This window comes from Embleya hyalina (assembly GCF_003967355.1).
GTDB classification, from domain to species: Bacteria; Actinomycetota; Actinomycetes; order Streptomycetales; family Streptomycetaceae; genus Embleya; species Embleya hyalina.
Window position 1 is genome coordinate 556,707 of record NZ_BIFH01000013.1, and the last position, 23,700, is coordinate 580,406.

At 72.0% G+C, this 23,700-nt stretch carries 21 protein-coding genes; 12 read left to right on the plus strand and 9 right to left on the minus strand.

The genetic code is table 11. The features are described 5' to 3' along the window. Positions 1-52 precede the first annotated feature (52 nt). Both EMA17_RS02425 and EMA17_RS02430 read right to left on the minus strand, forming a co-directional pair. Positions 53-853, minus strand: a complete 801-nt coding sequence (locus EMA17_RS02425; protein ID WP_126635162.1) for an SAM-dependent methyltransferase — start codon at positions 851-853, stop codon at positions 53-55. A 208-nt stretch (positions 854-1,061) separates the two neighbouring features. Then, on the minus strand, positions 1,062-1,511 hold the full coding sequence (locus EMA17_RS02430) for a nuclear transport factor 2 family protein (protein ID WP_126635163.1): 450 nt from the start codon (positions 1,509-1,511) through the stop codon (positions 1,062-1,064). Between the two features lie 132 nt (positions 1,512-1,643). On the opposite strand from EMA17_RS02430, the gene EMA17_RS02435 reads away from it, so the two are divergent. After that, positions 1,644-2,186: a MarR family winged helix-turn-helix transcriptional regulator gene (locus tag EMA17_RS02435; RefSeq protein WP_126635164.1), complete on the plus strand. Its 543-nt coding sequence runs from the start codon at positions 1,644-1,646 to the stop codon at positions 2,184-2,186. A gap of 84 nt (positions 2,187-2,270) precedes the next feature. Here EMA17_RS02435 and EMA17_RS02440 read toward each other — a convergent pair whose 3' ends face one another. The 4 genes from EMA17_RS02440 to EMA17_RS02455 all read right to left on the minus strand — a co-directional run bounded on the left by EMA17_RS02440 (position 2,271) and on the right by EMA17_RS02455 (position 6,187). Then, the gene (locus EMA17_RS02440) at positions 2,271-3,749 is read right to left on the minus strand and encodes a GntP family permease (RefSeq protein WP_246126442.1); all 1,479 of its coding nucleotides are present in this window, start codon (positions 3,747-3,749) and stop codon (positions 2,271-2,273) included. 119 nt (positions 3,750-3,868) lie between these two features. After that, a complete protein-coding gene (locus EMA17_RS02445) occupies positions 3,869-4,288 on the minus strand; it encodes a RidA family protein (protein WP_126635165.1) in 420 nt (139 codons plus the stop codon). 58 nt (positions 4,289-4,346) lie between these two features. Beyond that, positions 4,347-5,102: an IclR family transcriptional regulator gene (locus tag EMA17_RS02450; protein WP_126635166.1), complete on the minus strand. Its 756-nt coding sequence runs from the start codon at positions 5,100-5,102 to the stop codon at positions 4,347-4,349. Beyond that, positions 5,099-6,187: a sugar kinase gene (locus EMA17_RS02455; protein ID WP_246126443.1), complete on the minus strand. Its 1,089-nt coding sequence runs from the start codon at positions 6,185-6,187 to the stop codon at positions 5,099-5,101. The genes EMA17_RS02450 and EMA17_RS02455 overlap by 4 nt, the downstream gene beginning before the upstream one ends. Positions 6,188-6,415: 228 nt before the next feature. Here EMA17_RS02455 and EMA17_RS02460 point away from each other — a divergent pair, with 228 nt between their 5' ends. Next, on the plus strand, positions 6,416-7,705 hold the full coding sequence (locus tag EMA17_RS02460; protein WP_126635168.1) for an amino acid deaminase: 1,290 nt from the start codon (positions 6,416-6,418) through the stop codon (positions 7,703-7,705). Positions 7,706-7,715: 10 nt separating this feature from the next. Further along, positions 7,716-9,335 (plus strand): N-acyl-D-amino-acid deacylase family protein, encoded by a 1,620-nt coding sequence (locus tag EMA17_RS02465; protein ID WP_126635169.1) that lies wholly within the window; start codon positions 7,716-7,718, stop codon positions 9,333-9,335. A gap of 481 nt (positions 9,336-9,816) precedes the next feature. Here EMA17_RS02465 and EMA17_RS02470 read toward each other — a convergent pair whose 3' ends face one another. Next, on the minus strand, positions 9,817-10,845 hold the full coding sequence (locus EMA17_RS02470; RefSeq protein ID WP_126635170.1) for an alpha/beta hydrolase: 1,029 nt from the start codon (positions 10,843-10,845) through the stop codon (positions 9,817-9,819). A gap of 66 nt (positions 10,846-10,911) precedes the next feature. On the opposite strand from EMA17_RS02470, the gene EMA17_RS02475 reads away from it, so the two are divergent. Then, the gene (locus EMA17_RS02475) at positions 10,912-11,466 is read left to right on the plus strand and encodes a MarR family winged helix-turn-helix transcriptional regulator (RefSeq protein WP_246126392.1); all 555 of its coding nucleotides are present in this window, start codon (positions 10,912-10,914) and stop codon (positions 11,464-11,466) included. 52 nt (positions 11,467-11,518) lie between these two features. Here EMA17_RS02475 and EMA17_RS02480 read toward each other — a convergent pair whose 3' ends face one another. Beyond that, positions 11,519-12,439, minus strand: a complete 921-nt coding sequence (locus EMA17_RS02480) for a helix-turn-helix transcriptional regulator (RefSeq protein ID WP_126635171.1) — start codon at positions 12,437-12,439, stop codon at positions 11,519-11,521. Positions 12,440-12,642: 203 nt separating this feature from the next. Between EMA17_RS02480 and EMA17_RS02485 the strand changes: the two genes are divergently transcribed. Together EMA17_RS02485 and EMA17_RS02490 are read left to right on the plus strand one after the other, a co-directional pair. Then, positions 12,643-13,665, plus strand: a complete 1,023-nt coding sequence (locus tag EMA17_RS02485; RefSeq protein ID WP_126635172.1) for a zinc-dependent alcohol dehydrogenase family protein — start codon at positions 12,643-12,645, stop codon at positions 13,663-13,665. A gap of 173 nt (positions 13,666-13,838) precedes the next feature. Further along, positions 13,839-15,800: a bifunctional aldolase/short-chain dehydrogenase gene (locus tag EMA17_RS02490; protein ID WP_126635173.1), complete on the plus strand. Its 1,962-nt coding sequence runs from the start codon at positions 13,839-13,841 to the stop codon at positions 15,798-15,800. Positions 15,801-15,969: 169 nt separating this feature from the next. Here the strand turns inward: EMA17_RS02490 and EMA17_RS02495 are convergent, their stop codons facing one another. Then, on the minus strand, positions 15,970-16,692 hold the full coding sequence (locus EMA17_RS02495) for a GntR family transcriptional regulator (RefSeq protein WP_078982397.1): 723 nt from the start codon (positions 16,690-16,692) through the stop codon (positions 15,970-15,972). A gap of 114 nt (positions 16,693-16,806) precedes the next feature. Between EMA17_RS02495 and mtnA the strand changes: the two genes are divergently transcribed. From mtnA to EMA17_RS02525, 6 genes are read left to right on the plus strand one after another with little or no spacing between them, the layout of a single operon-like run. Continuing rightward, the gene (mtnA, locus tag EMA17_RS02500; protein ID WP_126635174.1) at positions 16,807-17,877 is read left to right on the plus strand and encodes an S-methyl-5-thioribose-1-phosphate isomerase; all 1,071 of its coding nucleotides are present in this window, start codon (positions 16,807-16,809) and stop codon (positions 17,875-17,877) included. A 10-nt stretch (positions 17,878-17,887) separates the two neighbouring features. Next, the gene (locus EMA17_RS02505) at positions 17,888-19,030 is read left to right on the plus strand and encodes a sugar ABC transporter substrate-binding protein (protein WP_126635175.1); all 1,143 of its coding nucleotides are present in this window, start codon (positions 17,888-17,890) and stop codon (positions 19,028-19,030) included. 34 nt (positions 19,031-19,064) lie between these two features. Next, the gene (locus tag EMA17_RS02510; RefSeq protein ID WP_126635176.1) at positions 19,065-20,684 is read left to right on the plus strand and encodes a sugar ABC transporter ATP-binding protein; all 1,620 of its coding nucleotides are present in this window, start codon (positions 19,065-19,067) and stop codon (positions 20,682-20,684) included. Continuing rightward, positions 20,681-21,820: an ABC transporter permease gene (locus EMA17_RS02515; RefSeq protein ID WP_126635177.1), complete on the plus strand. Its 1,140-nt coding sequence runs from the start codon at positions 20,681-20,683 to the stop codon at positions 21,818-21,820. Before EMA17_RS02510 ends, EMA17_RS02515 begins: the two co-directional genes overlap by 4 nt. Next, the gene (gene mtnK, locus EMA17_RS02520; protein ID WP_160161285.1) at positions 21,813-23,030 is read left to right on the plus strand and encodes an S-methyl-5-thioribose kinase; all 1,218 of its coding nucleotides are present in this window, start codon (positions 21,813-21,815) and stop codon (positions 23,028-23,030) included. The genes EMA17_RS02515 and mtnK overlap by 8 nt, the downstream gene beginning before the upstream one ends. Further along, positions 23,027-23,659 (plus strand): class II aldolase/adducin family protein, encoded by a 633-nt coding sequence (locus tag EMA17_RS02525; RefSeq protein ID WP_126635179.1) that lies wholly within the window; start codon positions 23,027-23,029, stop codon positions 23,657-23,659. Before mtnK ends, EMA17_RS02525 begins: the two co-directional genes overlap by 4 nt. Positions 23,660-23,700: the final 41 nt, after the last annotated feature.

Genomic DNA, 23,700 nt, shown 5'->3' on the forward strand with positions numbered 1-23,700 from the left:
CGTCGCGCCGAGAACGTCGAGGCGTCCCGGCGGGCGGACCCGCGCGGCGCGGTCAGGGTTTGCGGGCGACGAAGCCCCACTGGTCGACCGGGGTCGTGGTGACCGGTTCGTCGGGGCGCCACAGGGTGATCGAGACGAAGCCGGGTTCCAGGAGTTCGAGGCCGTCGGCGAACGAGCGCAGCACGTCGGCGGGCCGAGAGACGTACGGCAGGGCGCCGCCGTCGGCGTATTCGTCCGACGCGGCCCGCGTGTCCGGCGTTTCGATGGTGTCGCACAGCACGAGGTGGCTGCCGGACGGGAACGCGTCCAGGTAGGTCCGGACCAGGCCGGCGGCCTCGGTGTCGTCGGTGACGTGGCCCAGCGTGGACAGCAGCAACAATGCGATCGGGCGGGCCGGGTCGAGCGTCTCGGCGGCCTCGCGCAACACGGTCTCGGCGTCCGTGAGATCGGCCGGGACGAACGCGGTGGCCCCCTCCGACCGGCCGGTCGACAGCGCCCGGGCATGGGCGAGCACGATCGGGTCGTTGTCGACGTACACGATCCGCGACTTCGGGGCGGCCCGCTGGGCCACCTCGTGGGTGGCCTCCGCGGTCGGCAGCCCGGTGCCCAGATCGAGGAACTGCCGTATCCCGGCCGTCTCGGCGAGATGGCGTACCGCACGCGCCTGGAATCGGCGGGAGGCGCGGGCGATGTCCACGATCTGCGGGAACGACTCCTGTAACCGTGCCCCCAACACCCGGTCGACCGGGTAGTTGTCCTTGCCGCCCAACCAGAAATTCCATATCCGCGCCGAGTGTGGCGTGGTGGTGTCGATCGCGTCGGCCCGCGTCGGGGACCACTGCTCCGCGTTCATCGTGCCGCTCCTTCGTCGGATCCGCCCGGCCGACCACCCGGCCGCGCCGATCCTTTCACCCCGTGACCGGGTCGCGGCGCCCGGGTGCCGGTCGGCGCCGATCTCGAACACGGCTCGGACGCTAGGGAGTTCCGAGACTCGGGCGACGCGTCCGCGAACTCGGACGGGGGAGCGGCGCCACACCCGGTGCCGCCGCGCTCTCCGGGCGCTACGCCGTCTCGGCGGCCGGGTCGTCGCCGATGATCGAGTCGACGGTGATCCAGTCCGGCGGCATCGTGGACGGCGTCTTCCAGAAGATGTCGAGCTTGCTGATCAGTCCGTCGTCGTTCAACTCCAGGTAGTTGGCGAAGCGCATCGCGAGCGGCTGCTCGCCCCGGGCGTAGGTGATGGTCTCCACCGCCTCGTTGAACGCGTAGCGGCCGTCGTCGCTGAGGAACGTGAAGCGCGACCGCAGTTCGTGGGCCCGGGTGCGGCCGATCACGCCGGACACGAACGCGATGTACGCGTCCTTGCCGCGGCAGGTGTCCTCCTCGTTGTCGCGCATGCCGATGCGGACGAAATCGTCGGCGAGGGTGGACGCGACGAGGTCCCAGTCGTGGCTGTCGACACCCTGCCAGAAATTCGCGACGGTCTTCGCCCGCTGCTCGCGATCGCTCATGACGGCGAGGCTCCTTTCGGTGGTTTGCCCGGCCCTGCACCGAACCACAGTTGCGACACTGACGCAACTATCTTGCTAGGGTGGACCCCGCCGGGCCGCCCGGCACCACGCGACGCGACCCGGGAAGCCCAGATGACCGACACCACCCCCCAGCCCGACCCGCGCCCCCGACTCAGCGAGGCCGCCATAGGCGGCGACTCGCCGCACGGTGTCTGGCTGCGCTCGGTCATCCCGCCCCTGCGCGACCTCGTGCGCGTGTCCCGGGACGACCGCCTGGTCGAACGTGTCGGACACGAGGCCGGCGTACGGGTCCCCACGCACCTGGTGCTCGCCCTGACCCGCATCGGCGACTTCCAGCCGGTGCGCCTGTCCGACCTCGCCGACCGGATGGAGGTCGGCCGCACCACCCTCAGCCGTCAGGTCGCCGAACTCGTCGCCGCCGGATTCGTGCGGCGCACCCCCGACCCCGACGACGCCCGCGCCGCCGCCCTCGAACTCACCGACCACGGCGAGGAAACGCTGCGCAGGATCTGGTCGGCGTGGAGCGACGTCATCGCCGAAGTCACCCGAGACTGGCCCGAAGCCGACCGTGAGGCCCTTCCCGTGCTGCTGGGCCGCCTCACCTCGGGCCTGCGATCCCTGACCGAGAACGCACCGAAGCCCCCGACCCGGTAACCGGAAAGGCCGCCTTCCCGTTTCCGGGAGGACGGCCTTCGACCCGCGTGGAGCCGGCCGCGACGTTCGGGCGACGGTGCGGTGCTAGATCACCAGGCTCAGCGACGCCGCGACCGCGAAGCCCGCGACCGACAGGACGGTTTCGAGGACCGTCCAGGACTTGAGGGTGTCGCGCTCGGAGATGCCGAAGTACTTGGCGACCATCCAGAACCCGCCGTCGTTGACATGGGAGGCGAAGATGGAGCCCGCGGAGATCGCCATGATGATCAGGGCGAGGTGGGCCTGCGACATGTCCTGACCCTCGACCAGCGGCACGACGATGCCCGAGGTGGCGACGATGGCGACGGTCGCCGAACCCTGGGCGACGCGCAGGACGACCGAGATCAGCCACGCGAGGACGATGACCGGGAGGCCGACGTTGTCGAAGGTCGTCGCGAGCGCGTTCGCGATACCGGACGCCTTGAGGACCGCGCCGAAGACCCCGCCCGCGCCCACGACCAGCAGGATGTTGCCGACGGGCTTGAGCGAGGCGGTCGACACCGTTTCGAGGGACTTGCGGGACCAGCCCCGGCGGATGCCGAGCAGGTAGTACGCGAGGATCAGCGCGATCGTGAGGGCGACGAACGGGTTGCCGAAGAACTCGATGACCGAACGCACGGTCGACGGGTCGAAGGCGATGGAGGAGAACGTCGCGCCCAGGATCAGGATGAGCGGCGTGCCGATGATGGCGAGCACCGTACCGAGGGCGACGGGCTTCTCCGGCGGCTCGATGCCCGAGGCGGCCTGCTCGGCGGCTACGGCGGCCTTCGCCTCCGCGGCGGCCTCGACCATGTCGTGCGGGACGTCGACGAAGATGCGCTTGCCGATCCACGCGGCGTACGCCCAGGCGGCCAGCACGGCGGGGACGCCCACGACGACGCCCATGAGGATGACCCAGCCGAGCGAGACGTCGAAGAGCCCCGCCGCGGCCACGGGCCCGGGGTGCGGCGGCAGGAACGCGTGGGTCATCGACAGACCGGCGAGCAGTGGCATCGCGTACAACAGGATCGACTTGCCGGAGCGCTTGGCGGCGGCGTAGACGATCGGCGCCAGCACGAAGATGCCGACGTCGAAGAAGACCGGGATACCGAAGATGAGGCCGGTCAGGCCCATGGCGAGCGGCGCGCGCTTCTCGCCGAAGAGGTTCAGCAGGCGGGTGCTCAGCACCTCCGCGCCGCCGGACACCTCGAGGATCGCGCCGAGCATCGTGCCCAGGCCGATGATGATCGCCACGTGGCCGAGAATGCCGCCCATGCCCGACTCGATGACCGAGACGGCGGCGGACTTCTGGACGGTACCGAAGAGCTCGGTGACGGACAGCCCCGCGCCGAGGCCGACGGCTATGGAGACCGCGAGCAGCGCGACGAACGGCTGGAGCCTGACCTTGATGATCAGGTAGAGAAGGAGCGCGATGCCGAGCGTCGCGACGGTCAGCAGGGCGGCCGTGCCGTCGAACAGGAGCAGAAGACCGCCGGTGTGCGGTGGGGACTTGGGGGGCGGCGTCGAAGCCGGCAGCGTGGACAGCACGGAGGGGACCTCATGGTTTCCGGGCGCGTGGGGCAGGGGGGACCGCGGCACGGCGCCATGGGGGAGGAGGGCGCCGTGCCGTGGGGGACAACCGGGAACAATACGGGCAAGAGGTCTCAGCCGAGAACGGCGAGCGCGTCGATCTCGATGAGCAGACCCGCGGGGAGGCCGACGTACACGGTGGTACGGGCGGAGGCGGGCGCGGTCAGACCCTGCTCCTCGAAGTACGCGTTGTAGATCTCGTTCATCTCGGCGAAGTGGCCGGTGTCGGTCAGGTAGACGCGCATCATCATCACGTCGTCCCAGCTCGCCCCGCCCTCCTCCAGGATCGCCTTGACGTTGGCGAAGGTCTGGAGGGTCTGCTCGCGCAGGGTCGGACCGGCGGGGGTGGGCGCCCGGCCCTCGACGGCCGGGAGGAACCCGACCTGACCGGCGACCTGGAGGATGTTGCCCTTGCGCACGCCGTGGGAGAACCGGGCGGGCGGCGCGGTGTGGGTGGAGGGGGTGATCGCGGTCTTTTCGAGCTTGTCGGTCATGAGCGTGCCTTCCGGGTCGGGGCGGTGACCGTGCGCCTGCGGCGCGGTCGTCGAGCGGTCATCGCGGGGGGTGGGTGGTGCCCGAGTACTCCCGCGTGATGGCGTCGGCGGTGCGGCGTACCAGCGGGAGCAGGGTCAGGAGTTCCTCGGCGGTGACGACGACGTTCGGCGCGGAGACCGACATGGCGGCGACGACCAGACCGTCCGCACCGCGGACGGGGGCCGCGATGCAGTTGATGGACTCCTCGTGGCCACCGAGGTCGGTGGCCCAGCCCTGTTCGCGGACCGTCGCCAGTTCCCTGAGGAACGCGGCGGCGTTCGGTATCGAACGGGACGTGTACATGGGGTAGTCGAGCCGTTCGGCGACGGCGCGCCGCTCGGGCTCGGGCAGGTCGCCGAGGAGCAGCTTGGCGACGGCGGCGACGGTGATCGCGACCGGCTTGCCGACACGCGAGTACATCCGTACCGGGTAGCGGCTCTCGACCTTGTCGATGTAGAGGACCTCGTTCTCCTCGTACACCGCCAGGTGGACGGTGTGCCCGCACTGCTCGTTGAGCGCGACCAGGTGCGGGTGCGCGATCTCGCGGACGTCGAGGTTCTCGACGGCCTCCTGGGCGAGCGCGAACAGGCGTGCGCCGAGGCGGTAGCGCTGGTCCTGCTGGCGGTAGACGAGGCCGTGCTCGTGCAGCGTGCGGAGCAGACGCAGGGCGGTGGACTTGTGGACGCCGAGGCGCTCGGCGACCTGTCCGAGATCCGCGGGCCCCTGGGCCAGCAGCGGCAGGATGCTCAGCGCTCGGTCGACGGTCTGGCTCATGGCGTACATACCTCCTGGTCCGCCCCGGTGGCGGTGGGCTCGGTCCAGCCGGGGCCGAGACGCAGTCTGCCCCAGGCCTCGTCGTCCAGCGCCGCCAGCCGATCGGCCACGGCGCGCGGCGGCGGGACGGCGAGGTCGCCCGCGACGGTGAGTGCGGCGGCGGCCATGAGGTGGCCGTGGCGGATGCGCCGGTGGACCGGGAGGCCGCGCAGGGTCGCGGACAGGAACCCGGCCGCGAACGCGTCGCCCGCGCCGACGGGAGCGGCGATGTCGACGGTGAGGGCCGGCACGAAGACCGACGGCCCGTCGTCGGTGAAGACGGTGGCGCCCGCGCCGCCCTGCTTGACGACCACGACGCCCGGCTCGGGGAGCGCGGTCCGAATCGCGTGCGCGCCGCGGATGTTCCACGCGGCCTCGGCCTCGTCCTCGCCGACGAAGACCAGGTCGGCGCCGCGGGCGAGGTCGAGCAGGACGGCGGGCTCGGCGGCCACGCTCCGGCGCTCGTCCCAGAGGTTCACGCGGTAGTTGACGTCGAAGGAGACGAGGGGCCGACCGGGCCGGCGACGGGTCGCCTCGCGCAGGAGCGCGAGGCAGTCGTCGGAGAGGGCGGCGGTGATGCCCGAGACGTGCAGGATGCGGCCCGACCACAGGTCCCGGTCGGGTACGACGCGGGGCGACATGGCGGAGGCGGCGGAACCGGCGCGGTAGTAGACGACCTCCGCGACGGGTTCCGCGGCGGGATCGGCCTCCGCCGCGGCTTCGGCGGTGATCGCGACGGCCGAGGCCGCGGTGTGGGGCGCGGCCCGGTCGCCGTCCCCGACGGCCCGTTCGCCCGCCGTGCGGAAGTAGACGCCGGTCGGACGGAGCCGGTCGCGCCGGACGGCCGACGTGTCGACCCCGTACGCCGCGACCGCCTCGACGAGGTGGTCGCCGAAGCCGTCGGTGCCGACCCGGCTGAGCCAGCGCGTACGGTGTCCGGCCGCGGCCAGGGCGCACGCCACATTGGATTCGGCGCCGCCTATGCCGCGCTCGAAGGACGGTACGTCGGCGAGGCGGCCGGAGCGTGAGGGCACAAACGTGATCATGGACTCGCCGAGGCAGACGACGTCGACGGTTCCTGGTGCGGTCACGCTCACGATCGCTCGGGCTCCTGGTTCATCGGATGATCGAAGATCATCGGGCGGTCGCATCCGCCTCGTCGACGGCCGCGCGACGCCGACCATTGACCCGGCGTTGGCTCGGATGTTAGACAGCACCGAGCGATATACGCAATGGCCGTTGCACAGGATGCAACGATGACTCCGGAGGTGCCCATGGCTGCCGACAACGCCGTCGGACGGCTCGCCAAGCTCGCGGACGAGCGTGTCGACCACCGTTTCAAGGCCCTGCCACCGGACGCCGAGGGCCTGACCGTCGGCGAACTGGCCGCCGAGCGCCGCAACCTGTTCACCGGCGGCTTCACCACGCCGGTCCTGGCCCTGTCCGCCGAATCCGTCGAGCACAACCTCGCCCTGATGGAGACGTACGCGCGACGGCACGGCCTGGCGTTCGCCCCGCACGGCAAGACGTCGATGGCCCCGCAGTTGTTCGCCCGCCAACTCGAGCACGGCGCGTGGGGCATCACGGTGGCCGTCCCGCACCAGGCCCGGGTCGCCCGCGCGTTCGGCGTCCCGCGGATCTTCCTCGCCAACGAGGTGGTCGACGCGGCGGCGCTGCGCTGGTTGGCCGCCGAACTGGACGCCGACCCGGACTTCCGGTTCCTCTGCTACGTCGACTCCGTGCGCGGCGTCGCGCTGATGGACGCCGCGCTGCGCGCCGCCGGGGCACGCCGCCCGGTCGACGTGGTCGTCGAACTCGCGGCGGGCGAGGGCGCCCGCACCGGAGCCCGCACCGAGAGCGAGTGCGGCGAGATCGCCGACGCGGTCGCCGCCTCCCCGGTCCTGCGCCTGGCGGGCGTCGCCGGCTACGAGGGCGAGGTGCCGCGGGCCGACGGCGATCGGGTGCGCGCGTGGCTGCGCCGACTGACGTCCCTGGCCGCCGAGTTCGACAAGCAGGGCCGCTTCGAGCAGCTCGACGAAATCGTGGTCAGCGCGGGTGGCAGCGCCTGGTTCGACGCGGTGGCCGACGTCTTCGCCGAGCTTCCCGCCCTGTCCCGCCCGGCCCTGAGACTGCTGCGCTCCGGAGCGTACGTCTCGCACGACGACGGCCACTATCGCCACATCACGCCGTTCAACCGGGTCCCCGACGAGGGCGCCCTCCAGCCGGCCTTCCGGCTGTGGGCCCAGGTCGTCTCCCGCCCGTCCGCGACGCAGGCGTTCGTCAACGCCGGCAAGCGCGACGCCGCCTACGACCTCGACCTGCCCGAGGCACAGGTCGTGCGCTCCGCGCGCGACGGCTCGGTGCGTCCGGCCACCGGCATCGCCGTCACCGGCCTCTCCGACCAGCACGGCTGGGTCACGACCGACGCCGGCGCCGAGTTGGAGGTGGGCGACTGGCTCGGCATGGGCCTGTCGCACCCCTGTACCTCCTTCGACAAATGGCAGCTGATCCCGTTGGTCGCCGCCGACGGCACCGTGACCGACTACATCCACACCCTGTTCTAGGAGCCGTCGCATGGACCTCGTCATTCGCGATGCACGCGTCGTCGACGGCGCCGGTGGCGCGTCCTACCGGGCCGATGTGGGTCTGGACGGCGGTCGGATCAGCGAGATCCGGCGTGCGGGCGGTCCCCGGCTGTCCGGCCGGCGCACCCTCGACGCGGGCGGCCTCGCGCTCTCGCCCGGCTTCATCGACATGCACGCGCACAGCGACCTCGCGCTGCTGCGCGACCCGGACCACTTCGCCAAGGCCGCACAGGGGGTGACGCTCGAAGTCCTCGGCCAGGACGGGCTGTCGTACGCGCCCGTCGACGACCGCACGCTCGCCGAGGTGCGCAGCTCGATCACCGGCTGGAACGGCGACGGTTCCGACATCGACTTCGACTGGCGCACCGTCGGCGGCTACCTCGACCGCCTCGACCGGAACTTCGGCGGGCAGGGCATCGCGGTCAACGCGGCCTACCTCATCCCGCAGGGCACGCTGCGCATGTACGCCATGGGGTGGGACGGCCGGCCCGCGACCGACACCGAACTCGCGCGGATGAAACAGCTCGTCGCCGAGGGCATGGAACAGGGCGCGGTCGGCATGTCGTCCGGGCTCACCTACACGCCCGGGATGTACGCGGACGACGCCGAACTCGCCGAACTGTGCCGCGTCGTCGCCCGATACGACGGCTACTACTGCCCACACCACCGCTCGTACGGAGCCGGGGCGCTGCAGGCGTACGAGGAGATGGTGCGGCTCACGAAGGCGGCCGGCTGCGCGCTCCACCTGGCCCACGCCACGATGAACTTCGGCGTGAACAAGGGCAGGGCCCCCGACCTCCTGGCCCTGCTCGACGCGGCGCTGGACGACGGTTGCGACATCTCGCTCGACACGTATCCCTACACACCCGGCTGTACGACGCTCGTCGCCGTGCTGCCGAGTTGGGCGAACGAGGGCGGCCCCGAAGCGACCCTGGCCCGGCTCCGGGACGACGCCACGGCCGAGCGGATCCGCCACCACCTGGAGGAGATCGGCTCCGACGGCTGCCACGGTGTCCCCATCGAATGGGACACGATTGAAATGTCCGGTATCACCGACCCGGAGCTGGAAGCCTATGTGGGCCGGACCGTCGCGCACAGCGCCGCCGAGCGCGGCGAGGAACCGTGGGTCACCGCCCGACGCCTGCTGATCGGCGACCGGCTCGGCTCGACGATCCTCCAGCACGTCGGACACGAGGAGAACGTCCGGCGGATCATGCGCCATCGGGTCCACACCGGCGGCAGCGACGGAATCCTTCAGGGGGACAAGCCACACCCGCGCGCGTACGGCACCTTCCCGCAGTATCTCGGCCGGTACGTCCGCGAGTTGGGGGTCCTGGGCCTGGAGGAGTGCGTGGCGCACCTGACCTCGCGTCCGGCGGCCCGACTGCGCCTGCCCGACCGGGGTCTGGTCCGCGAGGGATACCGCGCCGACCTGGTCCTGTTCGACCCGGACACGGTCGCGGCCGGCTCGACGTTCGAAAACCCACGCGTGCCGCCCACGGGAATCCCGCACGTGTTGATCGACGGCAGGTTCGTCATCGAGGACGGCCGGCGCACGAACACCCTCGCCGGAAAGGCGATCCGCCGAACCCCGACGGCCGCCGCCTAGCCCCCGCCCGGCCGCCGGGGGCGCCACACCGCGCGCCGGGCCGCGTGGTCGACCCGCGACCACCCCACCCGACCACCGGCGGCGTTCTCGGCCCGGGAGGGTATCGCCGGGCGTGCTTCGGCTCGCTCGTCCCCGGAGCGAGCGAGCCGAAGCGCGGCTCCCCGTCGGGCCCGCTCGTGGGTACGGCGGACCCGGCGGGGGTTCTCCTCGCGTGGTGGTCCGGCCGGGTCCTCGCGGGATGCAAGCGCGAGGACCCGGGTCCCGGTGGCGAGGCCGAGGACGCCCGCCGGGCGCCTCGTCAAGGCCCAACGACACGGATGCCCGGGGGGAGCGGGTGCGGGGGCGGTTCACTCGAACGCGGTATGCGGCGGCATCGGCGGGTTCGCGCGCTCCGGGTGCGCGGGTGGTCGCCGCCCCCGATCCGCGCGCAACCGTGCGAGGAAGTCGGCGCGTCGGCGCGGCGCGGATCCGGCGTCGACGGTCAGGGGTGGTCGGCGATGCGGTGGGCCAGCCAGGCCAGGGCGGCCGGCATGCGGTACTCGACGGCGTGGTGGCCGCCCTCGAACAGCTCGAAGTGCACGATGTCGTCCGGGACTTCGATGTCGGCGAGGGCGTCGCGAAAGGCCAGTGCGCCCAGGTCGAGGAACCATTCGTCGCGGGTGCCGGCGTCGATCCGGATGCCGCGCTGCGAGCGGAGGGCGTCGGCGTGTGCGGGGGCCATGCGTACCGGGTCCCAGGCCAGCCAGCGTCGCCACTCACTCTCGCGCAGGGCCCCGGTGCGGGGGTCGAACGGCAGGGTGGGGGAGCCGTCGGGGCCGGGGGAGAAGCAGGCGGAGACGCCGAGGATCTCCAGGAGGTTCAGGTCCTCCTCCCTGGTGAAGGCGACGCGTGAGCGGAAGTCGTCCCACCAGCGGAGGATGTCGCCGCCGTAGGGCCGCAGTTGGCGGGCCGCGGTGAGGAAGTGCGGGTGGTACTGGGCCTCGGACAGCGAGTCGCCGGAGTGGGTGGCGAAGGCGCCGAACAGGTCCGGGCGCAGCATCGAGGTGATCGCGGCGCCGAGTCCGCCGCTGGACTTGCCCGCGATGGCCCGGTGGTCGCGCTCCGGAAGTGTGCGGTAGTGGGCGTCGACGTACGGCACGATCTCCTCGCAGAGGTAGGAGTGGTAGCGGCCGGTGCCGGGCGAGTCGATGAACTGGCTGCCGCCGTACGTGGTCCAGGCGTCCACGAAGACCAGCACCGTCCCGGGCGCCTCGCCGCGGGCGAAGATCTCGTCGATCAGCTCGGGGACCGGCTTGCGAAAGGCCGTGCGGTTGCCCCAGATCGGGAGGGTTCCCGCGTAGCCGAGCAGCAGATACGTGACGGGGTGGCGACGTCGCGGCGCCTCGTCGTAGTCGGGTGGGGTGTAGACCCACAGCGGGCGTCGGGTCGGGTCGCCGAGGGGGTTGCCGCGCAGCAACACACTGTCGACGACGTGTTCGTCGATGCGGCCGGCGAGGGTGAAGGTCGACATGGGTCGGGACAGTACTACGATTTCAAAATATCCGAAGTCATAATTTCCGGAGGGTAGGGTGGCTCCGTGACAGCACGGCATGCGGCGGCGGAACCGGCGCGGACACGAGACTCGATCGACCGGCACATCCTCCGTTGGGAGCATGAAGTCCCGGGCCTGGAACCGGATTTGGAGGGCGCCGTCACCCGCATGCAGATGCTCGTGCGACACCTGCGACACGAGAAGGAGGCCGCCCTGGCGCGGCACGGCCTGAAGTTGTGGGAGTACGAGATCCTGTGGCGCCTGCGCTCGGCGGGCGAGCCCTACCGCATGGCGCCCACCCGACTGGCCCGGGGGCTCGGCGTCCACCCCGCGACCCTGACCAGCCGCCTCGATCGCCTGCAGTCGGCGGGTCTGATCACCCGCGAGCACACGACCGAGGACCGCCGCAGTCTTCTCGTCGGCCTGACCCCCCGGGGCGCCGAGACGTGGGCGGCGGTGATCGACGACCAGCGGGAGGCCGAGGCCGGCCTGCTGGCACCCCTGACCGGGAAGCAGTTGGGCGACCTGGCCGCCCTCCTGCGCGTCGTGGCCCTCGCCGTCGAGGAGGACGGCCCGCCCCTCATGGCGCACCTCGACTGAATCGCCGTCGAGCGGGGACGGCAGCCCTGTCCGGCACCGAGGAGGCGGGGGCTCAGGGTCGCGGTCGGGCGCCGGTGTGCGGGGTGGTCGACGATGTGTCGGCACCGGGTCCGCGCGGGGTGTCGTCGGCGGACCAGGAGGCGAGGAGGCGGAGCCCTTCGTCGGCGGGGGAGCCCGGCTCGGCGGTGTAGATGGTGAGCATGAGGCCGGGCTCGGCGGCCATTTCGAGGCTCTGGTAGGCGAGGGTGACGTCGCCGACGACGGGGTGGTGGAAACGTTTGTCGCCGGTGCCGTGGCGGCGGACGTCGTGGGAGCCCCAGCGGGTGCGGAAGTCGTCGCTGCGCGTGGACAGTTCGCCGACGAGGTCGTGCAGGCTCCGGTCGTGCGGGTCGCGGCCGGCCTCGGTGCGCAGGATGGCGACGGTGGTGTCGGCCACGAGGTCCCAGTCGGGGTAGAAGCGGCGCCCGGCGGGGTCGAGGAAGATGAAGCGGGCGAGGTTGGGCCGGTGTCCGCCGCCGGCGTAGATGTCGGCGTAGAAGGCGCGGCCGAGCGCGTTGGCGGCGAGCAGGTCCATGCGGCCGTTGCGGACGAAGGCGAGGCCTCCGGTGACGGCGTCCAGGGTCCACCGCAGGCTCGGATGCGGGTTCCACGACCGGGTCGCGCGGCGCCGGGGCCGGGTGAGGGCGTCGGCACCGGTGGCGGTGTGGGCCAGGTTGAGCAGATGTGCCCGCTCCGCGTCGTCCAGGCGGAGCGCTCGCGCGACGGCCTCGAGGACGGCGGGTGAGACGCCGGCGAGGTTGCCGCGCTCCAGCTTGGCGTAGTACTCGACGCTGACGTCCGCGAGGGCGGCGACCTCGCTTCGGCGCAGGCCCGACACCCGGCGCCGGCCGCCGGCGGGGAGTCCGGCCTGCTCCGGGGTGATCCTGCCGCGCCGCGAGGTCAAAAACTCGCGGACTTCGTCATGGTTGTCCACCCCTCGACCGTACGTCCTCGCCGCGCGGTGAGGGATGTACCGCCGGTACACCCCACACCGGTGACTCCCTGCGGCGCGGGGAATCGGGTTGTCTCGAGGAAGTGGCGCCGCCGGGCCGCGACTTCCCCGGGCCGCCCTTCGAGGACCGGCGGGTCGGTATCCGATCCGCCGGGATGTGACCGGCGAGGCAAGGAGTACTCCCCATGCGTGGTGTCGTGATGCATGCCCCCGGCGACGTCCGGGTGCAAGAGCGCGAGGACCCGACGATCGTCCACCCGACCGATGCGGTGATCCGGTTGGCGGCGACGTGCGTGTGCGGGTCGGACCTGTGGCCGTATCGCGGGATCGATGCCGTCGACGGCCCGGCCCCGATGGGGCACGAATACGCCGGCGTCGTCGAGGAGGTCGGCGGCGCGGTCACCTCGGTCCGGCCGGGGCAGTTCGTGGTGGGGTCGTTCTTCGCCTCCGACAACACCTGCGAGATCTGCCGCGCGGGCTACCAGTCCTCGTGCGTCCATCGCGAATCGCTCGGCGCGCTCGGCGCCCAGGCGGAGCGGCTGCGCGTGCCACTGGCGGACGGGACTCTGGTGGCCACCCCCGGCATGCCGGACGACACGATGGTCCCGAGCCTGTTGGCGGCGTCCGACGTGCTCGGCACCGGCTGGTTCGGCGCGGTCGCCGCGCAGGCCGGGCCGGGACGGACGGTCGCGGTGGTCGGCGACGGCGCGGTCGGGCTGATGGCGGTGCTCGCCGCGAAGCGGCTCGGCGCCGAGCGGATCATCGCGATGAGCCGCCACGAGTCCCGGCAGCAGCTCGCGATCGAGTACGGGGCGACCGACATCGTCACCGAACGCGGCGACGAGGGCGTCGCGCGCGTCCTGGAGGCGACCGACGGCCTCGGCGCGCACTCCGTGATCGAGGCGGTCGGCACCCAGGAGTCGATGACGCAGGCCATCGGCGCGACGCGGCCCGGTGGTCACGTCGGCCACGTCGGCGTCTCCCACGACGTGTCCCTGGACGGTCGACGACTGTTCTTCTCCCACGTGCACCTGCACGGCGGCCCCGCCCCGGTACGGCGATACCTGCCGGAGCTGATCGACCTGATCTGGAACGGCCGCATCGACCCCGGCAGGGTCTTCGACCTCACGCTCCCCCTCGACCGGGCCCCAGAGGCATACCGCGCGATGGACGAACGCCGCGCCGTCAAGGCCCTCCTGCGCGTCTGACCCACCCCGAGCGCGCGAGCCGACCGAGCGGGCCGTCTCCGACGCGCTCGTGGCCGGCCGTCGCCGCCCGGACACCTGACCCGGCGTATTGACCGCGGGCACGCCAGCTCCTAGGTTGTCAGACAAATTGGCTCGGTTGGTCTGATGAATAAGAGGACGAGGACGGTGCACCCATGCGCAATCGATGGTCCGACGCGGACGCCGGCGACGGTCCCCTGGGGCAGTGCGCCTACGGTTCACGGCTGATCGGCGGCGAACCCACACTCGTGCTGCACGGCGGCGGCAACACCTCGGTGAAGGCCGAGATCGCCGATGTCACCGGCGCGCCGGTCGAGGTGCTCTACGTCAAGGGCAGCGGCCACGACCTGGCCTCGATCGGCCCCGAGGGGTTCGCCCCGCTGCGCCTGGCCCGGCTGCGCGAACTGCTCACCGTCACCGCGCTCAGCGATGCCCAGATGGTCAACGAACTGCGCTGCGCGCTGCTCGACGCGTCCGCCCCCGACCCCTCCGTCGAGGCGCTGCTGCACGCGATGTTGCCGCACCGCGCGGTACAACACAGCCACGCCGACGCGATCCTGACCCTGACCAACCTCGCCGACGGCGAGGCGGTGATCCGCGACGTGTTCGGCGACGACGTCGCGATCGTCCCGTACGTGATGCCCGGGTTCGACCTCGCCGTACGCTGCGCCGAGGTGTGGCGCGACCGGGCACACGCCGGGACCATCGGCCTCGTACTGCTCAACCACGGCCTGTTCACCTTCGGCGACGACACCCGCGAGGCGTACGAGCGCCACCTGGACCTGATCACCCGCGCCGAGCGCCGGCTGGCCGAACACAACGCCCCCGCGCCTGCCCCCGCCCCCGCGCGGGCGCGCCCGACGAGCGCCGAACTCGCCCTGCTGCGGCGGGAGATCAGCGAGGCCGCGGGCCGGCCGATGATCGTCGCCCGGCACGCCGACGAGGACACGGCGAGGTTCGTCGCGCGGGCCGACCTGGCCGAGGTCGCGACCAGGGGCCCGGCGACCCCCGACCACGTCATCCGCACCAAACGGGTGCCGCTGGTGGGTCGCGACGTGGCCGGCTACGCCGACCGCTACCGGGAGTACTTCGAACGCCATCACCGGCGTCGCGGCACCGAGTTGAAGCCGCTGGATCCGGCGCCGAGGATCGTTCTGGACCCCGACCTGGGCATGCTCACGGTCGGCGGCAGCGCCAAGGACACCGACGTCGCCCGCGACATCTACCGGCACACGATGGACGTGATCACCGCCGGCGAACGCCTCGGCGGCTACCGGCCCGCGTCCGAGGAGCACATCTTCGACCTCGAATACTGGGACCTGGAGCAGGCCAAACTGCGCCGGGCCGGGGCGCCGCAGGCGTTCGCCGGCGAGGTCGCGCTGGTCACCGGGGCCGCGTCGGGCATCGGCAGGGCGTGCGCACGGGCCCTGGCGGCGGCCGGCGCGAGCGTCGTCGGCTGGGACCTCGACGCCGGCGTCACGCGGACCCTCCCGGGAGCCGGATACCTCGGGCAGGTCGTGGACGTCACCGACCGCGCCGCCGTGGAGAGCGCGCTGCGGGCCGCCGTCGAGCGCTTCGGCGGCCTCGACATGGTGGTCGCGAGCGCGGGCGTGTTCAAGGCGGGCGCGCCGATCTCGGCGCTGGACGCCGACGCGTGGCGCACCTCGATGGCGGTCAACGTGGACTCCGTCGCCGTCCTGTTCCGTGAGACCCACCCGCTGCTCGCGCTCGCCCCGCGCGGCGGCCGGGTGGTGGTGATCGCGTCCCGCAACGTGCCCGCGCCCGGGCCGGGCGCGGCCGCCTACTCGGCGTCCAAGGCGGCCGTCACGCAGCTGTCCAGGGTGGCCGCGCTGGAATGGGCCGCCGACGGCATCAGGGTCAACGTGGTGCACCCGGACGCGGTCTTCGACACCGGCCTGTGGACCGAGGAGGTCCTGGCCAAGCGGGCCGCCGACTACGGCATGACGGTCGAGGAGTACAAGCGGCGCAACCTGCTGCGTACCGAGGTGAGCAGCACCACCGTGGCGCAGGCGGTCACCCGGCTGTGCTCCGACGACTTCGCCGCGACCACGGGTGCGCAGATCCCCGTCGACGGAGGCAGCGAACGGGTCGTGTGAGCGCCCGCCGTGCCCATGGCCGGGCACGGCGGGGGTGGTTGGGGCGGGTACGCGCGGAACTCCCCGCGCGTACCCGCTCGTTGCCGTGCGCTCGCGCGGGTGGGCCGGGGACGCCGCGCGCTCGTGCGGTCGGGCCGCCGGGCCGGGCGCCGGCACCGTACCGGTGTGGTCAGGCCGTGCGTACCAGCTGGAACTCGTAGGAGCCCTCGACGAAATAGGTCTTGCAGTACGCGAGCAGCCGGTGGTCGTCGTCGTAGTGCAGCTGGTCGAGCAGCACGAACAGGCGGTGTTTGGCCGCGTCCGGACCCCACGCGATGTGCGCCGACGAGACGGCGTGCACCTTCGCGAGGCCGAGCGTCGGATGGATGCCCAACTCGGTTTCGAAATAGGCGAACAACGACCCGCTCAGCTCCTCCGGATCGAACGCGGCCGGCAGCAGGCCGCGGGGGATCACGTCGTAGGAGTAGGCGACCACGTCGCCGTCGGCGGTCACCCGGCGGCGTAGTTCCAGCGCCTCGGTGTCGGACGGCACGCCCATGCGTTCGGCCTCGTCGGGCAGCACCTGGCGCAGCGTGCGCCGCCCGTACTCGTGCCCGGGCTCCTTGCCGCTGCGCCGGATCGACTCGGTGATCGAGCCCATGCGCTCCAGGCCGTCGCGTACCGCGGGGCGGGTGCGCACGAACGTGCCCGCGCCCTGCTGGGTGCGGATCAGGCCGAGCACGTCGAGTTCCTTGAGCGCGGTGCGCACCGTGGCCCGCGAGACCCCGAACCGCCTGCACAGATCGGCCTCGGTCGGCAACCGTGCCCCCGCGGGATGGACGCCGTCGCGGATCTCGATCTTGAGTTCCCGAACGATGTCGTCGGCCAGCGGCCGCCGTGTCTGGGTCGCCATGTCGGACATCTTGACACGCTTCGAATTGTCTGACAACTTCGGCGCACTCGGATCATGAGGACGGCCCCCGGAGGCATCGACGGGTCGTCCCACGAAGAGACGGAGACGCGGCGGATGCGCACGATCGACTGGATTCCCGCCGACGACGCCGAGCGGGAACCCGGCAGGGGATTCATCAGGCTGGTCGACCAAACCCTGCTGCCCGACAGCCTCGTCGAACTCGACATCCACGACCTCGACGTCCTGGTGGACGCGATCCAACGACTCGCGGTACGCGGAGCCCCCGCGCTCGGCGTGGCCGGCGCCCTGGGCGTCGCGCTCGCCGCGCAGAACCTGCCGGCCGACCTGGCCCGGCAGGCCATCGCCGAACTGCGCGAGGCCCGGCCCACGGCGGTCAACCTGGCCTACGGCGTGGACACCGCGCTCGCCGCCCTGGAGCGCGGCGGCGCGCTCGCCGCCCTGGAGGCCGCGCTGCGGGTACGGGACGCGGACATCGCGGCCTGCGTCGCGATGGCCGAACGCGGTACCGACGCGCTGACGCGGTTGATCCCGGACCGGGCCGCGCTGACCGTACTGACCATCTGCAACACCGGCGCGCTCGCCGCCGTCGAGCACGGCACGGCGCTCGGCGTGGTGGCGAAGCTGCACCGCGACGGCCGACTGGTGCGCGCCATCGCGTGCGAGACGCGGCCACTGCTCCAGGGCGCCCGGCTGACCGCGTGGGAACTGGGCCGCATGGGCGCGTCGTACGACGTGATCGTGGACTCGGCCGCGGCGATCACGCTGGCCCGAGGTGGCGTCGACGCGGTGCTGGTGGGCGCCGACCGGATCGCCGCCAACGGCGACACCGCCAACAAGATCGGCACGTTCGCGGTGGCCCTGGCCGCGGCCCGGGCCGGGGTGCCGTTCCTCGTGGTCGCCCCCGAGACCACGATCGACCCGGCCACCCCGAACGGCGACGCGATCGAGATCGAGGATCGCGGCGGCGCCGAGGTCCGCTTCTTCCGCGGTGTACGGGTCACCCCGCCCGACGCCACCGCCCTCAATCCCGCCTTCGATGTGACGCCCGCCGACCTGATCACGGCGATCGTCACCGACGCGCGCGTCATCGACGTCGTCGCGGGCGACACCCCCGCGAGCGACACCCCCGCGGCCCGGCCGGTCGCGGCCGAGACCACCGAGTGAGGAGAACACCATGAGATCCAAGGCCATTCGCGTGATCGGGGCCGCCGCCGTCGGAATGTCCCTGCTCGCCGCATGCTCGCAGAGCACCGACGACAACAAGGCGGAGCCCGGCGCGTCCGGCGCCGCCGGCGGCGCCGGCAACTGCGCGACCCAGCGCACCGTCGACAACGCGCGCAAGCTGCCCGAGGCCAAGCCCGCCGGGCTGAGGGGCGACTTCAAGGTGGCGCTCGTCCGCCAATCCGGCGTCGGCGACTACTTCGAACAGTGGGGCGACGGCGCGACCAAGCAGATCAAGGCCGCCGGCGGCAGCGTCACCGTCTACGACGCGCGGGGCAACAACGCGACCCAGGTCAGCCAACTCGACCAGGCCATCAACGCCAAACCCGACGTGATCATCGTCGACCACGGCCTCGCCGACTCGGTCAACCCCAAGATCGACGACGCGATCGCCAAGGGGATTCCGGTCGTCGTCTACGACGTGGCGATATCCAACTGCAAGGCCACCTACATCTCGCAGGACGACGCCTCGATCGCCGACAAGATCCTCGGCTACATGAAGCAGGACAACCCCTCGGGCGGCAAGCTTGCCTACGTCAACGTGTCCGGCATCGCGCCGCTCGACTCCCGCGACAAGGTGTACCAGCAGTTCCTCAAGGACAACCCGACGTTCACGCAGAAGGCGCGCTTCGGCAAGTACACCGAGTCGGTCGCGGCCGACACCGCCACCGAGGGCACCGCGGCGCTGTCCGCCGCCCCGGACACCACGCTCGCCTTCGCCGCCTACGACGAACTCGCCAAGGGCACGCTGATCGCGCTGCGCCAGAACGGCATGACGAACAAGGTGAAGGTCTACGGCGTGGACGTCTCCACCGCCGACATCCAGCTGATGACCGAGGCCGGCAGCCCGTGGCGGGCCACCGCCGCCACCGATCCGGCGAACGTGGGCGCGGTCGTGGCCCGGGCCTCGATCGCGGCGGCCGGGAAGGTCGACCTGCCGCAGAAGATGACCATCCCCGCGACCCTGATCACCCAGGACACGCTCAAGGCGAACGGCGTGACGAACATGGACACGCTGCGCAAGGCGCTGCCCGAACTGGCCACCCCGGACGTGCTCGGGGCACCGTGGATCACCGCGATCCGGCCGGGCGCCTGACCCACCCTCGGTCGAAACCGGAAAGGAGGCACCCGTGCAGCCCCGACAAGACGACGGACGCGAAGACCGCCGAGACCGCCGCCGGGACACCGTCCTCGAAGTGCGGGACATCTCGAAGAGCTACGGCCCGAACCGGGTGCTGCGCGGGGTCGGCCTCCGCATCGGCGCGGGTGACATCTACGGCCTGATGGGCGCCAACGGCGCGGGCAAGTCCACGCTCATCAAGATTCTTTCGGGCGCGGAGTCCCCGGACGGCGGCGAGATCCTGCGCGACGGCGAGGTGGTGGTCTTCCCCGACCCGCTCGCCGCCCAGCGCAGCGGCATCGGCACCGTGCACCAGAACCCCAACGACGGGGTGATCCTCGACATGACGGTCGCGGAGAACCTGGCCCTGGACCGGCTCGGCGACCGATCCTCGCCCATCCTGTTCAGCCGGCGCCGGACCGAGGCCCAGGCCGTCGAGGTCGCGGCCACCCTGGGCCTGCGCTTCGACCGGCAGACGTTGCGCTCGCCGGTGCGCGACGTGGGCGTCTCCGAGCGGCAACTCCTGGTCCTGGCCCGGGCGTTGTCCCGCAAACCCAGGCTGCTGATCCTGGACGAACCCACTTCGGCGCTGTCCGCGGAGGAGAGCGCGCGCCTGTTCGACCTGGTGCGCGCGCTCGCCGCGGACGGCATGACCGTCCTGTTCGTCACCCACAAACTCGCCGAGATCGACCAACTGTGCGACCGCGTCGGCGTGCTGCGCGACGGGGCCATGCAGGGCGAGTTCGAGCCCGTACCCGGGCGGGGGTTCGACTGGACGACCGTGCTGACCGCCCTGTTCGACCGCACCCCGGCCGAGTCCGAACGCGCCGAACTCCCGCCGGGGGAGCCGGTATTGGCGCTCGAAGGGGTCCGCCTGCGGGAGGACGACCCGCACTCCCTCGACCTCGAACTGCACCGCGGCCATGTGACCGTGCTGCTCGGTCTGCTCGGCAGCGGCAAGACCGAACTGCTCGAATGGATCTTCGGCGCCACGTCGATCGGCGCGGGCCGGCGAACCCTCGACGGGCGCCCCTTCGACCCCGGGTATCCGGGCGCCGCGATCAAACGCGGCGTCTACCTCGTCCCCGAATCCCGGCACGAACAGGCGATCATCCCCGGCTGGCCGATCCGCTCCCAACTCACCCTGCCCTTCGCGAGCACGTTCACCCGGGGCACCCTGATGCGCACCGGCGCCGAACGTCGGGCCACCGCAACGATGATGCGCGACCTCGGCGTGGTGGCCGCCGGACCCGACGCGCCGATCGAGACCCTGTCCGGCGGAAACCAGCAGAAGGTGGTCATCGGCCGCTGGCTGCTCGGCGAACCGCGGGTACTGCTGCTCGACGAACCGTTCCGCGGCGTCGACATCAACGCCCGCCACGACATCGGCGCGACCGTCCGCGAACTCGCCGCGACCGCCGCGGTCCTGGTCGCCACCTCCGACGTGGACGAGGCCCTCGAGGTCGGCGACCGCATCGTGGTGCTCGACCGGGGCCGGATCACCGCCGACCTCGCCCTGGGCGACGCCGGCCGCGACCGCCTCATCGCGGCGATGAGCGTGCGCCGTACCCCGTCACCACCGCCCTCGGAGGCCGCGCCGAGCGCAGCCGGAAAGGAAAGCCACGCATGAATCTGCGCGACTCGACATCGACCGCGCGGCGGACCCCGCTTCCGGCCGCGTTCCCGGCCGCGCTCGGCGACTTCGTGGTCCGCTACGGGATCATCCTGGTGGGCGTCACGCTCTACATCGCGTTCTCCGCCACCACGACGGGCTTCGGCACCTGGGACAACACGGTGTCGATCCTGCAGATCCAGGCGGTCGCGGCGATCGCCGCGCTCGGGATGACGCTGACCGCCATCGTCGGCGACCTCGACCTGTCGGTCGGCGCGGTCACCGGCCTGTCGGTCACCGTGGCCGCCGAGGCGATGATCCACTACGAACTCACCGGCCCGAGCGCGATCGTGATCTGCCTCCTGGTCGGCCTGCTCGTCGGATGTGTCAATGCCACCCTCATCGTGTTCCTGAACATCCCGCCGCTGCTCGCCACCCTCGGCACCATGTTCACCATCCAGGGCCTCAAACGCTGGCTCGTCGACGGTCAGACCCTGACCACCGGCATGAAGCTCGGCGACGGCACCGTGGTCAAGGGCAGGTTCACCGACGACTTCACCGCCATCGACGGCGACAAGCTGTTCGGCATCCCCTACTCCGTCTACCTCTTCCTGGTCATCGCCCTGCTGTTGTGGGTCTTCCTGCAACGCACCCGCCACGGGCGGGTGTTCTACGCCGTCGGCGGCAACGAGGAGGCCGCGCGCCTGGCCGGAACCCGGGTCAAGCGCTACAAGTTCGCCGCCTACGCCATCTCCGGCGTACTCGCCGCCACCGCAGGCATCATCCTCGCCTCGCGCCTGCGGCAGGGCGATGTCACCGCGGGCGATTCCTCGCTGCTCGACGCGGTCGCCATGACTCTGGTCGGCTACGCGGTCCTGGGCGCCAAGAAGCCCAACGCGCTCGGCACGTTCGTCGGCGCGGTGTTCATCGGGCTGATCCTCCAGGGCCTCACCATGCGCGGACTGCCCTACTACACGCAGGACTTGATCAAGGGGCTCGTGCTCATCTTCGCCCTGCTGATGTCCTTCTCCCTACGCCGCGGCCGGCGCCGCCGGGCCGTCGCGGCGACACCCGCCTCCGCCGACCCGAGCACCGGCACCGGCGCCGATGTCCCCACCACCGCACCGGCGATCGCGGAGAGCACCCATGGCTGACCGGATCCTGACCTCCGCCGAGGTCCCCGCCTACATCGCCGAACGCGCCACGCTGCGCGACCTGATCGACCCGACGACGCTCACCGTCGCCGAGGTCGGAGACGGCAACCTCAACCTCGTCTTCGTCTGCGCCGACGCCGCGGGCCGACGGCTCGTGCTGAAGCAGGCGCTGCCGTATGTACGCCTCGTCGGCCCCGAATGGCCGATGACCGAACAGCGTGCGGTGCGCGAGGCCGCCGCCCTGCGGATCCACGGCGCCCTGTCCGAACACGTCTGCGGTCTCCTCGACTTCGACCCCGACGCGTATGTGCTCGCGCTCGAGGACCTGTCCGACCACGAGGTGTTCCGCACCCGGCTCAATGCCGGCGGAGCACACGAGGGCGTCGCCGAACGACTCGCCGAATACCTCGCCGACGTCGCGTTCGGCACCTCGGTCGACAGCCTCACCGAGGCCGAGTTCCGGGCCCGCGCCGCCGCCGCGATCAATCCGGAACTCTGCGAGATCACCGAGGATCTCGTGTTCACCGAGCCCTTCCTGGGCGCCGAACGCAACTCGGTGCGCCCGGTTCTCGACGCGGCCTACGCCGAACTGCGGGCGGACCGGGCGTGGCAGGCCGCCGCGATGGCGATGAAGCACACGTTCCTCACCACGCAGGAAACCCTGCTCCACGGCGACCTGCACACCGGCAGCGTCTTCGTTCGGGGCGGCGCGCACGACGGCGACCTGTCGGTGCGGGCGTTCGACCCCGAGTTCGCGTGCTACGGGCCGATCGGTTTCGACCTCGGCATGTTGTGGGCGAACCTGCTCTTCGCGGGCGCCCGGGCCGCGGCGCTGGGCGAACAGGGGCGCGCGGAGGCCCTGTTCGGGACGCTCGCGACGAGCTGGGACGGGTTCGGCGCACGGCTGCGCGGGCACTGGCCGGGGCGGCGCGCGCCGGAGCGCTACCCCGACTCCTACCTCGACGGGCGGCTGCCGGCCATCCTCGCCGACGCGTTCGGCTTCGCGGGCTGCGAGGCGGCCCGCCGTACCGTGGGGTTGGCCAAGGTGAGCGATCTGGAGACGCTGGACGACGATCGGTACGCCGTCGTCGGTGCCGCGATGTTGCGGCTGTCCCGAATCCTGCTCGTGGACCGGGCCACGCTGACCCCGGCGCGTGTCGCCGAGGCCGCGTCCGCCCTGGTGGGCGCCGAGGGACGCGGGCCCCGATGACGGCAGAGCACATCCTCGCCGCCCTGGTCGACGCGGGCCGACAGTGCGTGGACAGCGGCCTCGTCCTTGCGAGCGGCGGCAACCTGTCCGCCCGGCTGCCCGGCACCGACACCTTCGCGGTGACGGCTGCCGGCAGTCGGCTCGACCGGCTGACCGAACGGGACTTCGCGATCGTGCGCCTCGACGGCGAGCCGCGCGCGGGCACGGATGCGGCGACACCGTCCAGCGAATGGCGCCTGCACCGACACACCTACCTGGCCCGACCCGACGTCGAGGCGGTGGTGCACGTCCACCCCGAATACGCGGTGCTCGTCGACGCCATGGGCGAGCGCATCCGCCAACTCACCCTCGACCACGTCGCCTACGCCCCCGTCATCACCCGCGTGCCGTTCCACCCCAACGGCTCCCTCGAACTGGCCGAAGCCACGGCGGCCGCGACCCGCCACAGCGACTGCGTGGTCCTCGCCCACCACGGCTGCTCCACGGTGGGCACATCCCCCCAGGACGCGCTACGCAAGGCCCAAAACCTGGAAAGCGCCGCCCGCTACACCTACCGCCTACTCACCCTCGGCAACCACACCACCGAATTCCCCCAACCCGCCCGCACATCGGCAACCCAACACCACTGACACCCCTGCCCACGATGCGTCGAACGCGCGGGGGTGTCGGG

Excerpts from the sequence above, each read along its gene's own strand:
- EMA17_RS02435 (WP_126635164.1), top strand. The coding sequence starts at position 1,644 with ATGACCGACACCACCCCCCAGCCCGACCCGCGCCCCCGACTCAGCGAG.
- EMA17_RS02465 (WP_126635169.1), top strand. The coding sequence starts at position 7,716 with ATGGACCTCGTCATTCGCGATGCACGCGTCGTCGACGGCGCCGGTGGC.
- EMA17_RS02495 (WP_078982397.1), bottom strand. The coding sequence starts at position 16,692 with ATGGCGACCCAGACACGGCGGCCGCTGGCCGACGACATCGTTCGGGAA.
- EMA17_RS02505 (WP_126635175.1), top strand. The coding sequence starts at position 17,888 with ATGAGATCCAAGGCCATTCGCGTGATCGGGGCCGCCGCCGTCGGAATG.
- EMA17_RS02445 (WP_126635165.1), bottom strand. The coding sequence starts at position 4,288 with ATGACCGACAAGCTCGAAAAGACCGCGATCACCCCCTCCACCCACACC.
- EMA17_RS02460 (WP_126635168.1), top strand. The coding sequence starts at position 6,416 with ATGGCTGCCGACAACGCCGTCGGACGGCTCGCCAAGCTCGCGGACGAG.
- EMA17_RS02470 (WP_126635170.1), bottom strand. The coding sequence starts at position 10,845 with ATGTCGACCTTCACCCTCGCCGGCCGCATCGACGAACACGTCGTCGAC.
- EMA17_RS02455 (WP_246126443.1), bottom strand. The coding sequence starts at position 6,187 with ATGATCACGTTTGTGCCCTCACGCTCCGGCCGCCTCGCCGACGTACCG.
- EMA17_RS02425 (WP_126635162.1), bottom strand. The coding sequence starts at position 853 with ATGAACGCGGAGCAGTGGTCCCCGACGCGGGCCGACGCGATCGACACC.
- EMA17_RS02490 (WP_126635173.1), top strand. The coding sequence starts at position 13,839 with ATGCGCAATCGATGGTCCGACGCGGACGCCGGCGACGGTCCCCTGGGG.
- EMA17_RS02430 (WP_126635163.1), bottom strand. The coding sequence starts at position 1,511 with ATGAGCGATCGCGAGCAGCGGGCGAAGACCGTCGCGAATTTCTGGCAG.
- EMA17_RS02515 (WP_126635177.1), top strand. The coding sequence starts at position 20,681 with ATGAATCTGCGCGACTCGACATCGACCGCGCGGCGGACCCCGCTTCCG.
- mtnA (WP_126635174.1), top strand. The coding sequence starts at position 16,807 with ATGCGCACGATCGACTGGATTCCCGCCGACGACGCCGAGCGGGAACCC.
- EMA17_RS02485 (WP_126635172.1), top strand. The coding sequence starts at position 12,643 with ATGCGTGGTGTCGTGATGCATGCCCCCGGCGACGTCCGGGTGCAAGAG.
- mtnK (WP_160161285.1), top strand. The coding sequence starts at position 21,813 with ATGGCTGACCGGATCCTGACCTCCGCCGAGGTCCCCGCCTACATCGCC.
- EMA17_RS02450 (WP_126635166.1), bottom strand. The coding sequence starts at position 5,102 with ATGAGCCAGACCGTCGACCGAGCGCTGAGCATCCTGCCGCTGCTGGCC.
- EMA17_RS02525 (WP_126635179.1), top strand. The coding sequence starts at position 23,027 with ATGACGGCAGAGCACATCCTCGCCGCCCTGGTCGACGCGGGCCGACAG.